11 protein-coding genes and 1 pseudogene are annotated in these 14114 nt (G+C 69.8%); 5 read left to right on the top strand and 7 right to left on the bottom strand.

The annotated features are described in order from the left end of the window. Positions 1 to 83: 83 nt before the first annotated feature. A complete protein-coding gene (locus AC08OX_RS00750) occupies positions 84 to 317 on the bottom strand; it encodes an Lrp/AsnC family transcriptional regulator (protein WP_011437987.1) in 234 nt (77 codons plus the stop codon). Between the two features lie 247 nt (positions 318 to 564). Between AC08OX_RS00750 and thiD the strand changes: the two genes are divergently transcribed. Beyond that, positions 565 to 1398 (top strand): bifunctional hydroxymethylpyrimidine kinase/phosphomethylpyrimidine kinase, encoded by an 834-nt coding sequence (gene thiD / locus AC08OX_RS00745; protein ID WP_476606014.1) that lies wholly within the window; start codon positions 565 to 567, stop codon positions 1396 to 1398. A 109-nt stretch (positions 1399 to 1507) separates the two neighbouring features. Further along, positions 1508 to 2929 carry a UDP-N-acetylglucosamine 1-carboxyvinyltransferase gene (gene murA, locus AC08OX_RS00740; protein ID WP_476606013.1) on the top strand — a complete coding sequence of 474 codons (1422 nt, stop codon included), beginning with the start codon at positions 1508 to 1510 and terminating at the stop codon, positions 2927 to 2929. Positions 2930 to 2956: 27 nt separating this feature from the next. Here murA and AC08OX_RS00735 read toward each other — a convergent pair whose 3' ends face one another. Together AC08OX_RS00735 and AC08OX_RS00730 are read right to left on the bottom strand one after the other, a co-directional pair. Continuing rightward, positions 2957 to 3967: an NAD(P)H-dependent glycerol-3-phosphate dehydrogenase gene (locus tag AC08OX_RS00735; protein WP_476606012.1), complete on the bottom strand. Its 1011-nt coding sequence runs from the start codon at positions 3965 to 3967 to the stop codon at positions 2957 to 2959. Continuing rightward, entirely contained in the window at positions 3964 to 4221 is a 258-nt protein-coding gene (locus AC08OX_RS00730; protein ID WP_476606011.1) for a hypothetical protein, read from the bottom strand. Before AC08OX_RS00730 ends, AC08OX_RS00735 begins: the two co-directional genes overlap by 4 nt. A gap of 75 nt (positions 4222 to 4296) precedes the next feature. Here AC08OX_RS00730 and cofC point away from each other — a divergent pair, with 75 nt between their 5' ends. After that, complete coding sequence (gene cofC / locus AC08OX_RS00725) at positions 4297 to 5175, top strand: 2-phospho-L-lactate guanylyltransferase (RefSeq protein ID WP_476606010.1); 879 nt, start codon at positions 4297 to 4299, stop codon at positions 5173 to 5175. 35 nt (positions 5176 to 5210) lie between these two features. Here the strand turns inward: cofC and AC08OX_RS00720 are convergent. Then, positions 5211 to 6728: pseudogene (locus tag AC08OX_RS00720) on the bottom strand (putative bifunctional diguanylate cyclase/phosphodiesterase); the annotation flags it as partial. A gap of 1046 nt (positions 6729 to 7774) precedes the next feature. On the opposite strand from AC08OX_RS00720, the gene AC08OX_RS00715 reads away from it, so the two are divergent. Further along, positions 7775 to 9976, top strand: coding sequence for an RNA degradosome polyphosphate kinase (locus AC08OX_RS00715; protein WP_476606009.1), 2202 nt, complete (start codon positions 7775 to 7777; stop codon positions 9974 to 9976). A 21-nt stretch (positions 9977 to 9997) separates the two neighbouring features. On the opposite strand, the gene AC08OX_RS00710 is transcribed toward AC08OX_RS00715, so the two are convergent. The 3 genes from AC08OX_RS00710 to leuC form a co-directional block, all read right to left on the bottom strand. Next, positions 9998 to 10282, bottom strand: a complete 285-nt coding sequence (locus tag AC08OX_RS00710) for an HU family DNA-binding protein (RefSeq protein ID WP_011437995.1) — start codon at positions 10280 to 10282, stop codon at positions 9998 to 10000. A 517-nt stretch (positions 10283 to 10799) separates the two neighbouring features. Then, positions 10800 to 11387, bottom strand: a complete 588-nt coding sequence (gene leuD / locus AC08OX_RS00705; protein ID WP_476606008.1) for a 3-isopropylmalate dehydratase small subunit — start codon at positions 11385 to 11387, stop codon at positions 10800 to 10802. An 83-nt stretch (positions 11388 to 11470) separates the two neighbouring features. Further along, the gene (leuC, locus tag AC08OX_RS00700; RefSeq protein ID WP_476606029.1) at positions 11471 to 12868 is read right to left on the bottom strand and encodes a 3-isopropylmalate dehydratase large subunit; all 1398 of its coding nucleotides are present in this window, start codon (positions 12866 to 12868) and stop codon (positions 11471 to 11473) included. Between the two features lie 91 nt (positions 12869 to 12959). On the opposite strand from leuC, the gene AC08OX_RS00695 reads away from it, so the two are divergent. Continuing rightward, positions 12960 to 13667, top strand: a complete 708-nt coding sequence (locus AC08OX_RS00695) for an IclR family transcriptional regulator (protein WP_476606007.1) — start codon at positions 12960 to 12962, stop codon at positions 13665 to 13667. The last annotated feature ends 447 nt before the right edge of the window (positions 13668 to 14114 follow it).

Raw genomic sequence — 14114 nt, 5'->3', positions numbered from 1 at the left:
GGGCCGGGGGCGCCCACCGGGTCCCCCGTCCCGGAGCCGACCTGACCCACGTCGGGACGGAGAAGCTTTAGCGGCGGAGAAGCTCAGAAGTGAACGACCGGGCAGGTCAGCGTGCGGGTGATGCCGTCGACCGACTGCACTCTCGCCATGACCATCTTCCCGAGGTCATCGACGGTGGCCGCCTCCGCCCGGACGATGACGTCATAGGGGCCGGTGACGTCCTCGGCCTGGGTGACCCCGGGGATCTGCTCGATCTCCTTGGCAACCGAGGAGGACTTGCCGACCTCGGTCTGGATAAGGATGTACGCGTGGACCACAGACGCTCCCTCGTCGGACGTCGACAGCCCGTCGAGCAGAACTACGGGCCGACAGAAGGTAACAGGCAAACGGCCCGGATGAGAGCCTCCGAGGTCGAGGAATTTGCTCAGATCGGCCGACAGGGACCGACCGAGGGGTCGCCCGGCCTCATCCGGAACCCCAATCGTGGGGGTCAGCTGGTCGGCTCGGTACCCGGTTGTGATGGCAACCACGACGCCGCTACCCAGAGCGAAGGATAGGAGACACGTGAACGCTCGGAGCATCCGGAGCGAGCCGCCGCCGGAACCGAGCTCCGCCCCGCCCCGCGTACTGACGATCGCCGGATCGGATTCGGGCGGCGGCGCGGGCATCCAGGCAGATCTCAAGACGATGCTCGCCCTCGGCGTCCACGGCATGAGTGCGATCGTCGCGGTGACGGCACAGAATTCCCTGGGCGTCCATGGTGTGTGGGATCTCCCTCCGGAAGCGGTCCGAGCCCAGATCAGAGCGGTCGTGGCGGACATCGGGGTCGACGCGGTGAAGACGGGGATGCTCTCCTCCGCGGCCCTGGTCTCGCTGGTCGCCGCCGAACTCTCGCGGCTCGACGTACCCGTCGTGGTCGATCCGGTCAGCGTCTCCAAGCACGGCGACCCCCTGCTGTCCCCGGAGGCGGTCGAGGTGGTCCGTACGGAGCTCATGCCCCGCGCTACCATCGCCACACCGAACCTCGACGAGGTACGTCTGCTGACCGGGGTGGAGGTGCGGGACGTCGCCGACCTGCCCAGAGCCGCCGAGGCGATGCTCGCCCTGGGCCCGCGCTGGGTGCTGGTGAAGGGCGGGCATCTTCCCGGCGACGCGGTCGACCTGCTCACCGACGGGACCACCGAGGTCGTCCTCCGAAGCCCCCGCCTGGACCGGCGGCACACCCATGGCACCGGATGCACGCTGGCCTCCGCGATCGCCGCGCACCTGGCGCAGGGGCGTGGTCACGTCGAGGCCACACAGGCCGCCAAGGCCTACGTCAGTGGCGCCCTGGCCAGCGGCTTTCCGCTCGGCGCGGGGATCGGCCCGGTAGACCACGGCTATCGTCACCGTAGGTAGCAGCCTGAGAGCCGGGCTCGGGCCGCGCCGGCGGCGTCTGGTTCAATCGCCCCGCCGCACGTGACCTGACGCACGTCACGCATCCGCATCATCACCGTGGAGGTAGCCCGTGGGGGCGCACAGCTCGGGAGTGGTACCGTCCACCAGCACGGACCGACGGTGGTACCGCATCGTCGGCGGCGCTCCGCTCACCGGCTCGGTCGAAGCGTCCGGGGCCAAGAACTCGGTCACCAAGCTGCTCGTCGCCACCCTCCTCACGCCAGAGCCGTGCACCCTGACCCGGGTGCCTCGGATCGCCGAGGTCGACGTGGTCCTGGGCATGCTCGCCGAACTCGGCACCCAGGTGGAGTGGCTGGACGAGCACACTGTGCAACTCGCCACCGAAAAGATCATCGACGCGTCGCTGTCCGAGGCCTACTCCGGGGTCAACCGGATACCGATCCTGATGATGGGCCCGCTCCTGCACCGCGTCGGCGAAGCCGTGATCCCGCTGCCCGGCGGTTGCCGGATCGGCAAGCGTCCCGTCGACTTCCACCTCGCCGGCCTGCGTGCCATGGGTGCGGAGATCGTCGAGCAGCTGCGTTCCGTCCAGGTCAAGACCCTGGGTCTGCACGGCACCCATGTCGCGCTGCCGTTCCCGAGTGTCGGCGCGACCGAGAACCTGCTCCTGGCCGCGGTCCGGGCGCAGGGTACGACCGTCATCTCGAATGCGGCGGTGGAACCGGAGGTCATCGACCTCATCATGTTCCTGCAGCAGATGGGCGCCCTCGTCGACGTGGAGGTCGACCGCACGATCGTGGTGCAGGGGGTCGACGCCCTGCGGGGAGCCACCCATGCCCCGGTCCACGACCGCATCGAAGCCGCGTCCTTCGCCTCGGCCGCGGTAGCCACCAACGGCAGGGTGGAGGTGGTCGGTGCCCGCCAGGAACATCTGGCGACCTTCCTCAACCACCTCCGCCGGCTCGGTGGCGAGTTCGAGGTCACCCCGCGGGGCATGACCTTCTTCCGGGCCCAGCCGTTGACCGCGTCACATGTGCAGACCGACGTGCACCCCGGGTTCATGACCGACTGGCAGCAGCCCCTGGTCGTCCTGCTCACCCAGGCCAAGGGTGCCTCCGTGATCCACGAGACGATCTACGAGGACCGGTTCGGATACACCAGACAGCTGGCCGAGATGGGCGCCGACATCGCCCTGTCGACCCTGTGCCTCGGTGGGAAGGCCTGCCGGTTCGCGTCCCGGGACTTCGAGCATTCGGCGGTCGTGAGCGGGCCGACCTCCCTCACCGGCGGTGATCTGGCGATTCCCGACCTGCGCGCCGGCTTTGCCTACGTGCTGGCCGCGCTGGTGGCCGACGGCACCAGCATCATCCGCGGGACCCGTTTCCTCGAACGCGGTTACGAGGACCCGGTGGGTAAGCTGCGCTCGATCGGAGCGTTCATTGACACGCAGGCCGTGGGTTCGCCCCCGGCACCGACCACGCCCCGGCCTGACCGGAACGACGGTGCTGCCGGGCCAGGCGCGTGCAGGTGAGGCGCATGCAGGTCAGGGACATGCAGGTCAGGGACGGAGCCGGTACTCCGGGCCCGGCTCCCGACTCATCAGATCCTTGACGGCCTCCATCGGGGGAAGACCCTCATAGAGGACCCGTTCGACCTGGCGAGTGATCGGCATGGCGACGCCCAGGTCATCGGCCATGGCGAGCAGGGGGCGGCAGGAGCGCACCCCCTCGGCGACCTGCTGCTGTTCGGCCTCCACCTGCGCGAGCGTGAGGCCACGCCCGAGTTTCTCGCCGAAGGTGCGGTTGCGCGAGAGCGGGGAGCCGCAGGTCGCCACGAGATCCCCCAGTCCCGCCAGTCCCGCGAATGTCATCGGATCGGCACCCAGCGCGACCCCGAGTCGGAGAGTCTCGGTCAGGCCGCGCGTCATCAACGAGGCGAGGCTGTTGGTGCCGAAGCCCATTCCCTCCAGCATGCCGGCAGCCAGGGCGATGACGTTCTTGATCGCTCCGCCCAGCTCGCAGCCGATCACGTCGGTGTTGGTGTAGGGGCGGAAATAGGGCGTCCAGCACGCCGCCTGGACGGCCTCCGCCGTGCTCGTCGAAGTACTGGCGATCACAGTCGCCGCCGGCTGCTCGGCGGCGATCTCGGGCGCCAGATTCGGACCGCTCACCACCGCGATCCGGTCCGGCGACACGCCTGTGACCTGCGTGATGACCTCGCTCATCCGCAGCTGGCTGCCCACCTCCACCCCTTTCATCAGGCTGACGTAGACGGCGTCGGAGCCAATCAGGGGCGCCCATCCGGCGAGGACGGAGCGCAGCGCCTGAGACGGTACGGCCAGCACCACGAACTCCGCGCCGGCCAGCGCCTCCCCCGCGTCGGACATCGCGCGCACCCGGTCCGGCAGCTGGATCGCCGGCAGATAGCGCGGATTGACCTGGCGGGTGTTGACCGCCCGGACGATCTCAGGGTCACGGGCGACCAGGTTGACCCGCGCTCCGGCATCCGCGAGGACCTTCGCGAACACACTTCCCCAGGACCCGGCCGTAAGCACCGCGGCCCGTCTCACCTGGTTCCCCAGAAAACGTCCGGCCGAGCGGGGGGAGCGATCGCGACCCTGACGATGGGTACGAGGAAGGCGCCACCGATCGAGGCGTTTTCTACCTTGTGGCGGGAATCGACAATAATTGTGCCCTCCGGATGGATCGCGTGCCTGGTATCGACGCCCGGCCGGCTGGACATCTCGCATCGCGCCGCGTCCGCCGCGTCCTCACTCTGACCGTAGACGCCGATCTGGCGGGTACCACGCAGGATGCGCCGCATGCCGGGGACGCGCCACGGCTCCGGCGTTCAGCCCGCGCACGCAGGACCCGGCGCACCGCGGGGTCGGCATGGCCTATGGTCGCCTTCGTGTGGCTCCCACGAAACGGAGTGTCCTGGACGGTCGTGCTGCCGCTGAAGAACCTCACCCGGGCGAAGACCCGGCTGGACCGCCCCGACCGGAGCCGGCTGGCCCTTGCGATGGCTTTGGACACGGTGATGGCGGTACTTGGGTCCGAGACCGATCTGGTCGGCGCCGTGATGATCGTAACGAACGATCGGACGGCCGACCACGCCCTGTCGACTCTCCTCAATTCCCATTATATCGGCGCAGATCAACTGGATCTTTCCCCGGCTGCGAGGAGTGCTCGGCTCGTCGTGATTCCGGACGAACCCGACCGAGGTCTCAATCCCGCTCTGGTGCACGGCGCCGCGCTGGCCTCGGCCCGCTGGCCCACCCGTGCGGTGGCTGCCCTCTCCGCCGACCTTCCCGCGCTGCGCCCCCCCGAGCTGCATCAGGCGCTGTCCGAGGCGAGCCAGCACCGTCGAGCGGTTCTCGCCGACGCGACCGGAACGGGAACCGCTCTGCTGACCGCGTCGGCCGGCGCCACCCTGCAGCCCGCATTCGGACCACACAGTCACGCCACGCACCGTCGCTCCGGAGCGGTGGATCTGACGGGAACCCTCGGTGGCTCGGTACCGGGACTGCGACGTGACGTCGACACGCTGGCGGATCTGGCGCAGGCCCGGGACCTGGGGGTAGGCCTGGCCACCAGGGCGGCGCTGACCGCCGGGTATCACTCCCCGCTCGTGGCGGAGGACTCCGGCGGATCCGGCGGCGGACCGGGCACCTCGGCGGAGTCAGGGCTGTCCGTACCGCCGGGGATCGTAGGCGGAACCCAGCGCCGGATCGTGAGCGACGCGAGCGGACCAGGCCGGGCGAAGAAGTATCCCTGACCCAGCTCGCAACCCAGCTCCTCGAGCTCGGCGATCTGTCCTTCCCGCTCGATGCCCTCGGCCACGACGACGGCACCGAGGGCGTGCGCGAGACTGATCATCGATCGACGCATCGTCGCCACTCGGTGTCCGTCCCTGGGCGGTTCGAGCAGCGTCCGATCGAGCTTCACGACGTCCACCGGCAGTTGATGGAGGGCGGCCAATGTGCTGTGGCCGGCACCGACATCGTCGAGCGCGACCGCCACCCCCAGCGCACGAACCTCGTTCAACACCTCGCGTGCGCCGCGCAGATCGTCAATCCGGCTCGTTTCGGTGATCTCGACCACCAGCCTGCCCGGGTCGAACCGACTGGCCGCCAGCGCCCGGGCGACACTGTCGAGCAGCGTGGTGTCGGCGATCCTGCTGGCTGAGACGTTCACGTGCAGCCGCAGTGCCGAGGCCGGGTACGCCACGGCGACCTCCGCGCAGGCCTGGGTGAGGACCATGTCGTCGAGGGCGCCGACGATGCCGCCGTCCTCCGCGGCCGCGACAAAGGTGCCCGGTGGCACCGGTCCACGCCCCGGCTCCGTCCATCGGGCGAGGGCCTCCAGGGCGACCGGACTGCGATCGCGCAGCCGCACGATGGGCTGGTAGTGCACGTCGAAGCCGGCCGACCGTCCTCCCCTGCGCAGGGCGGTGGCCAAGGCGTCGGCGAGGTGCGTGCCGGCGCTGGGCGGGCACAGTCCGGGCCGGTAGACCACCAGACGGTTCTTTCCCGTTCGTTTTGCCGTGTGGACGGCCGTGTCGGCCCGCCGGAGCAGCGCCTCGGTGGTCTCCTGGGTCCGGCACGCGACGACCAGCCCCACACTCCCGCGGACCGGCCAGAGGTGACCGGCGGCCTGCGCCGGCTGGCGCAGCGCGGCCAGGACCCGTTCGGCGACGGTCTCGGGCAGTTCCCGCCCACCGTCCAACAGCACGGCGAACTCGTCGGAGCCGAGCCTCGCCACGGTGTCCGACGTGCCTACGCAGTGTCGTAGCCGTTGCCCGACCTCGCGCAGCAGATGATCACCTGCGGCGTGCCCGAGGCTGTCGTTGACGACCCGGAAGTCGTCGAGGTCGCAGTACAGGACGGCCACGTCACGGCCGTCGTGGCGGCTCGCGGCGAGGGCGTCGGTGAGCCGCTGGTGGAACAGGGCGCGGTTGGCCAGCTCGGTCAACGGGTCATGGGATGTCCAGTGCCGCGCCTCGTGCTCGGCCTCGCCGACCCGGCCCGCCAACCGCTGACTCACCCGCAGGGTCGTCAGCTGCCGGACGAGGACGGTGAGGACGAGCGTCGCACCCCCGATAATCTCGACCGGATCGAGAACGACTCCGCCGTGGGCCCGCCCCAGCAGAAGCGCCGCGACCGCGGCCGCGGCGACATAGGGGACCGCCGGCCACAGCCATCCGAGCAGTTCGCCGTGAACGGGCCACCGGCGAGACCGGCGGCCGTTCTCCCGGCCGTCCTCCCGGCCGGCACGCGATGCCGCAAGGACGATCAACAGGGCACCGGCGACCGAGCAGGAACCCGTCATCGTGGGATCCCTGCCGTCGAGCTGAACGATCCACACGCCGGCGACCGCGAGGCACACCAGTCCGGTTCCGGCGATCGCGACGGCGGGCAGGTCCACCGGTTGCCGGAAGCCTGCCACGTGCAGGAATGCGATGATCAACAGCAGCACGACGATCGGATGCGCAACCGCGAGGAGATGCTCCACCGGCTGCGGCGGGCGGGAGGAGTCCACTTCGTCGATCCCGGCGAGCACCCCGGACCAGGCGAGCAGGAACAGGGAGTTGCCGAGTATGACCTCGTCGAACGCGGTGGCCGGACTGGCGCGCGGGTAGGCGGCGGCCACCCCCTCGCAGCCCGCCCCGGCGACGCGGGTGAGCCGCGAGGAACTCGGCGGCCAGCGGTGGCTGCCCCCGGCGAGGCCGGCCATCCCTGCCGGCGCCAGCACGCCCGCGCGCGGTCGTGATCGACGCGCCCGACCCGCGGGAACAGCCGCGAAGGCGGCGAGTGCGAGGACCGGCATGGCGAGTTGGCCGGCGTCGGTGAGATACCCGGCATCCGTCGCGGTCCGCCCTCCGACCGATGCCCCGTCCCAGCGGTGCAGCATCCATCCGGCCTGTCCAACCGTCCAGGTTGCCAGCGCGAAGGACAGCCACACCAACCAGCGGCCCCGTACTCGACCGAGACGGCGACCGGCCAGGGCACAACTCAGTGTCGCGGTCAGGCCCGCGGCGATCGCGGCGGCGTCGACGAGCATCCCTCGTCCCGCCCTCCTCCCCCTGTGCTGGCCGCCTGGGGCAGTCGGCCGCCTAGGGCAGAGGGATCCGACCGGACCACGGAAACGGCCCGCTACATCACGATAAGGTACAAACGAGTGCGACGGCGCTTCTCGGCACCGTAGCGCGTGATCGCTATATCACAAAGAGTAGGCGGATACTTCGCGTGCCGCGCGGTCTCTGCCAGCGTCCGGATCGGAGTCAGACCAGCGATGCGGGTCCCGCCCGGCCCCCGCTGCCAGAGATGCCACATCGATGCTGCCGAGTCCATCGGGGACTGGCACCATCTACAGGCATGAGCGAGCTGATGGCGACCCGTCCTGAACAGCCTCAGCGCAAGGCCCGCAGTGGCCTGCTCGAGCCCCTGGAGGCGCCACGTCAGCCGGCGCCGTCCGACCTGCCCGCCGGCCGCTTCATCAACCGAGAGGCGTCCTGGCTCGACTTCAACGCCCGGGTCCTCGCGCTCGCCGAGGACGTGTCCACGCCCCTGCTGGAACGCGCGAAGTTCCTAGCGATCTTCGCCAGCAACCTGGATGAGTTCTACATGGTCCGGGTCGCGGGGCTGATGCGACGCGAGGCGACGGGACTGGCCGTCCGCTCCGCCGACGGGCTGACCGCCCGGGAACAACTCGATCTCATCAGCACGATGACGGCCGAGGTCACCCAGCGGCATTCGCGATGCTTCACCGACGAGGTGGGGCCGTCGCTGGCCCATGCCGGGATCAGCATCCGGTTCTGGCCCCAGCTGACCGAGACCCAGCGTGATCAGCTGCACCACTACTTCCACAAGCAGATCTTCCCGGTGCTCACTCCCCTCGCCGTCGATCCGGCGCACCCCTTCCCCTACATCAGCGGGCTGTCGCTCAATCTGGCCGTCCAGGTCCGTGACCCGGGCGGGGAGGTCGACCGCTTCGCCCGGGTGAAGGTGCCCCAGAACGTTCCTCGGCTGGTCCCCGTGGCGGTGGAGCCTACCGACACGACCGGCGTCCTGGGGGGCCTGGCCCCCCAGGCGAGCGCATGCTTCGTCCCGCTGGAGGAAGTGATCGCCGCCCATCTCTCCCAGCTGTTCCCGGGCATGGAAGTGATCGACTCCCATCTGTTCCGGGTCACCCGCAACGCCGACCTCGAAGTCGAGGAGGACGAGGCGGAGGATCTGCTCCAGGCTCTGGAGCGCGAGCTCGCCCGGCGCCGGTTCGGTCCCGCCGTCCGCCTGGAGGTGGACGGCGACATCGATGATGATCTGCTCACCCTGCTGATGCGGGAGCTGGAGATCACCGAGCGCGAGGTACATCGGGTCGCCGGCCTGCTCGACCTGTCGACCCTGTGGGCTCTCTACGACCTCGACCGCCCGGAGCTGAAAGATACGCCGCGGGTCCCGATCACACATCGGCGGCTGACGACCGATGACGGCGAGACACCGGACTTCTTCAGCGTGCTCCGGGAGGGCGACGTCCTCGTTCACCACCCGTACGACTCGTTCACCACGTCCGTTCAGCGGTTCATCGAGCAGGCGGCGGCCGATCCGCATGTTCTCGCCATCAAGCAGACGCTCTATCGCACGTCCGGGGACTCCCCCATCGTGGATGCCCTCATCGGCGCGGCCGAGGCGGGAAAGCAGGTCGTCGTCCTCGTCGAGATCAAGGCCCGGTTCGACGAGAGCGCCAACATCCGCTGGGCCCGCGAGCTGGAACGGGCCGGCTGCCACGTGGTCTACGGTCTCATCGGCCTGAAGACCCACTGCAAGACCTGCCTCGTGGTACGCCAGGAACGCGGCGGCCTGCGCCGCTACTGCCATGTGGGTACCGGCAACTACAACCCCAAGACCGCTCGGCTCTACGAGGACCTCGGGCTGCTGACCGCCGACCCGGGCGTGGGCGCGGATCTCACCGACCTGTTCAACGTCCTCACCGGCTACAGCCGACAGACGGAGTACCGCTCGCTGCTGGTCGCCCCGCAGCACATGCGGGATGGCATCCTGCAGCGGATCGAAGCCGAGGCCCAGGCTGCCCGGGAGGGCGGGGAGTCCGGGATCCGCATCAAGGTCAACAGCCTTGTCGACGAACAGGTGATCGACGCGCTGTATCACGCCTCCATCGCCGGGGTACCCGTGCACTGCCTGGTCCGCGGGATCTGCGCCCTACGTCCCGGAGTGCCGGGCCTGTCGGAGACGGTCCACGTGCGCTCGATCCTGGGGCGGTTCCTGGAGCACAGCCGGGTCCTCGAGTTCACCTCGTCCGGCGAGTTCTGGATCGGCAGCGCGGACATGATGCACCGCAATCTCGACCGTCGTATCGAGGCACTCGTGCGCGTCCCGCACCCAGACCGGCGAGACACCCTGCGGCAGATGCTCGACCACGCGTTCTCCGACGAGGTGTCCGCCTGGGTGCTGCAGTCCGACGGCTGCTGGGAACGACGCACGACCGGGCCGGACGACGTTCGCCTGTCGGACTACCAGCACGACCTGATGGCCGACGCCATGCGGCGCGGGCACCGGTAAGCCCGGCGCCCGCACCGATGGTCAGTCGTTGCTCGCCGAGACGCTCGACTTGAACTCGGAGCCGGGCCGGAACTTCGGCACGACCGAGGCAGCGACGTGCACGGGCTCACCCGTCGCCGGGTTACGACCTGTGCGGGCGGCCCGTTCCACCCGCTCGAACACGCCGAAGCCGGTGATGGTCACCTTCTCTCCGCTCGCGACGGCCTCCTGAATGGCGTCGAACACCGCGTCGACGGCCTTGGTGGCGTTCGACCGCCCGCCCTCGATCTGCTGGGCGATGCGGTCAACCAACTGGGACTTGTTCACAACAACCTCCGGACGCCCCCCGCGGGCGCGGGGTGGGGAGCAGATCGGGCATCACACTGCGCTGCACCGTAGGCATCTCCACTGTCGAGGGCAATTCCCGTGAGCGTGTCGCGTCACACAAACCCGCACGTCAACGGGTTTGCTCCGGTGGGCGACGGGATGCGTAGGGTCCGGCCGACATAGCTCGTTCGGCAGATTCATTACGTTCAGTAGCGAGAATTGCCTTCTGGTTTGGGCGCAATGTCACCCTTTGGTAGCCGGATGCCCCCGACATCGCCGATGCCACTCCGCTGGGTAGCTACCCGGAAGCCTGCCGCGACAGCCGCTTCATCCCCACAGAGATGATCAACACTCCCCCGGTGCACCCGTCACCCATCCCACCTTCCTGAATGTGAGATCCGACACGCACCACCGTGAACCCCCGACCGAGACCGGACCCGACTCCGTCCCCGCGGATGGTGCGGTGCTCGGGAACCGGCGCACCCGGACGCCGGTGGCCGGGTGACAGCCCCGGGCGTTAGGCGGTGGTCGGCGACCAGGCGGGCCGACCGGCCTCGAAAGAGGTGATCATCTCTTCGTGGCGAAGGGTCAGCCCGACGTCGTCGAGCCCCTCCATCAACCGCCAGCGGGTGAAGTCGTCGAGGTCAAAGCTGGCCACCAGCCCCGCGCCCCGGACCTCGCGCGCGACGAGATCGACAGTGATCTCGATCGTGGGATCGGCCTCGACGGCGGACGTGAGTGCCTCGACCGTCTCAGCCGGCAGCTGCACCGGCAACAGGCCGTTGCCGAGGGCGTTGCCGCGGAAGATGTCCGCGAACCGGGGCGAGAGCACGGCACGGAACCCATAGTCCTGCAGCGCCCAGACGGCGTGCTCCCGCGAGGAACCGGTGCCGAAGTCCGAGCCGGTCAGCAGGATCGACGCCGCGGCGTACGCTGGGTTGTTCAGCACGAAGCCGTCGTCGGCGCGCCACTGCGCGAACAGGCCGGCGCCAAATCCCGTCCGCTCGATCCGCTTGAGCCACTCACTTGGAATGATCTGATCGGTGTCGACGTCGCTGCGGCGCAGCGGCACCGCGCGCCCGGTGTGAATCGTGAACGCCTCCATCGCGGAAACGCTCCCCTCTCAAAGAAGTCGTGGATGAACGACGGTCGCCGTCGTGCGTGGACCGACGATCCACGCCGGGCGCGCTACAGATCCGCCGGAGCGGTCAGCCGACCGGTCACGGCGGTGGCCGCGGCGACCGCGGGTGAGACGAGATGGGTGCGCCCACCCGGCCCCTGCCGGCCCTCGAAGTTGCGGTTCGACGTCGAGGCACTGCGCTCGCCGGGCCGAAGCGTGTCGGGGTTCATGCCGAGGCACATCGAACAGCCGGCGCTGCGCCACTGCGCTCCCGCCGCTCGGAAGACCTCGTCGAGCCCCTCCGCCTCGGCCTGCGCCTTCACCGCCATGGAGCCGGGAACGATCAGGACCCGGACCCCCTCGCTCACCCGCCGGCCGCGCAGCACGTCGGCGGCGGCGCGCAGGTCACTCAGGCGCCCGTTGGTGCACGATCCGATGAACACCGTGTCGACGGTGACGTCGGACAACGGGGTGCCGGGGGTGAGGCCCATGTAGGTCAGCGCTCGTTCGACCGAGGCCCGCGCGGCCGCGTCCGGGTAGTCGGCGGGCGCGGGAACCAGCGATCCGAGCGGTGCGGCCTGGCCCGGGTTGGTTCCCCAGGTGACGTAGGGCGTGAGGCTCGCGGCATCGATCACGACCTCCCGGTCGAAGACCGCGTCGGAGTCGGAGGCGAGGGTGCGCCAGTAGGCCACCGCTTCCTCCCAGGCAGCGCCGGTGGCGACATGCGGCCGCCCGGCGAGATATTCGAACGTGACGCCGTCGGGCGCGATCATCCCGGCGCGCGCACCGGCCTCGATGGACATGTTGCAGACCGTCATCCGGCCCTCCATCGGCAGGGCCCGGATCGCCGCACCGCGGTACTCGATGACGTGGCCGGCACCACCGCCGGTACCGATCCGCGCAATGATCGCCAGGATGAGATCCTTCGCGGTGACCCCGACGGGCAGGTCGCCCGCCACGGTGATCGCCATCGTCTTCGGCCTGCGCTGCGGCAGCGTCTGGGTCGCGAGGACGTGCTCGACCTGGCTGGTGCCGATCCCGAAGGCCAGCGCCCCGAACGCGCCATGGGTGGAGGTGTGACTGTCACCGCAGACGATCGTCATGCCGGGCTGGGACAGCCCGAGCTGGGGGCCGATGACGTGCACGATGCCCTGGCCCGGGTCGTTCATCGGGTACAGCCGCACGCCGAACTCGGCGCAGTTCTTCCGCAGCGCCTCCACCTGAGCCGCCGAGATCGGATCGGCGATCGGCGCCAGCGTGTCGGTGGTGGGGACGTTGTGATCCTCGGTAGCGAGGGTCAGCTCCGGACGCCGCACGGGCCGCCCGGCCAGCCGCAGGGCCTCGAACGCCTGCGGCGAGGTGACCTCGTGAACCAGGTGCAGATCGATGTACAGCAGATCCGGTTCACCGTCGGCGCGCCGCACCACGTGGGCGTCCCAGACCTTTTCCGCAAGTGTGCGCCCCATGGGCAACCCATTCTCCCCTCTTCTGGCGTGGTGATGAGTTTCCCTGTCCCACAGCTTGTTGTCTCATGATGTGGGATGACAGTATCAATGTGTGAAACAGCTTAGCGGAGTCGGAGTCCTGGACAAAGCAGCCCTCGTGCTGACCACCGTCGAGGCGGGACCGGCGTCACTGGCTGATCTGGTGGCCCGAACCGGGCTCACCCGTGCGACGGCGCATCGGCTGGCACAGGCTCTCGAGGTCCACCGCCTGCTCGGCCGGACCGCCGACGGCCGCTTCGTCCCCGGGCCGCGGCTCGCCGCGGGGACCCCGACCCCCTTGCCGTGGGACCTGCTGGATCGGGCCGACCGGGTTCTCGCCGAGCTTCGTGAGGTGACCGGAGAAAGTGCCCAGCTCTATGTGCGGCGCGGGGCCCTGCGCCGCTGCGTCGCCGCCTCCGAACGCGCCAGCGGCCTGCGCGACACCGTGCCCGTCGGCGCCGCACTCCCGATGACGGCGGGGTCCGGTGCTCAGGTCCTCCTCGCCTTCGCGGCGCATCCCGAGCCGGAACTGCTCGCCGGAGCCCTGTTCGACGAAGCTGTCCTCCGCCGGGTGCGCGATCGTGGCTGGGCGGAGAGCATCGGGGAACGCGAGAGGGGGTTGGCGTCCGTGTCCGCCCCGGTGCACGATGGCACGGGAACGGTGATCGCGGCAGTGTCCCTGTCGGGACCGGTGGAGCGACTCACCCGGTCGCCGGGGCGCCGGCACCGCGCGGCGGTCCTCGCCGCGGCAGCCCGGCTCTCGACACCGGCCGTCGGCTGACACACCCACTCGCCTGCATCCACCCGCCACCAACCGCCGGCCACCGGACGTCGGCCACCAACCGGTGGGCCACCGCCACTTTCCCCGGCCACAAAACACGCGACCGGACCTTTTCGTCGGCCGTTCTTGCCATTCGCCATTTTGAATCCCCCATTCGGACCCCACGCCCGCGACTGCCCGGGCTACATCTGCCGGTGGTGGGCGGCGGCTCCACCGCGCAGGGGTATCTCCCGCCGCGCGGCTTCGCCGCCCTACGTCGTAGCCTGTTCGAGTCGTCCGTCTCGGATGATCGGAACAGTAGGCCGGATGACCCATGCGGGTATTGGCATCTAGTGCAAGCGATACAGCTCGCCCGCGCACTGGTGCGCTCGTCCGGATGACGCTCCGGGCTCCGCCCACGGGCCGCCGCCGCCCGCAGCGGCGCCGTCGTAGGCTCGGCCGCCCCGG

The sequence above is a fragment of the Frankia sp. CoBUL1 genome, from assembly GCF_978021245.1.
Note: the sequence above shows the minus strand (reverse complement) of the source record. Positions and strands in the feature narration are given on the sequence as shown.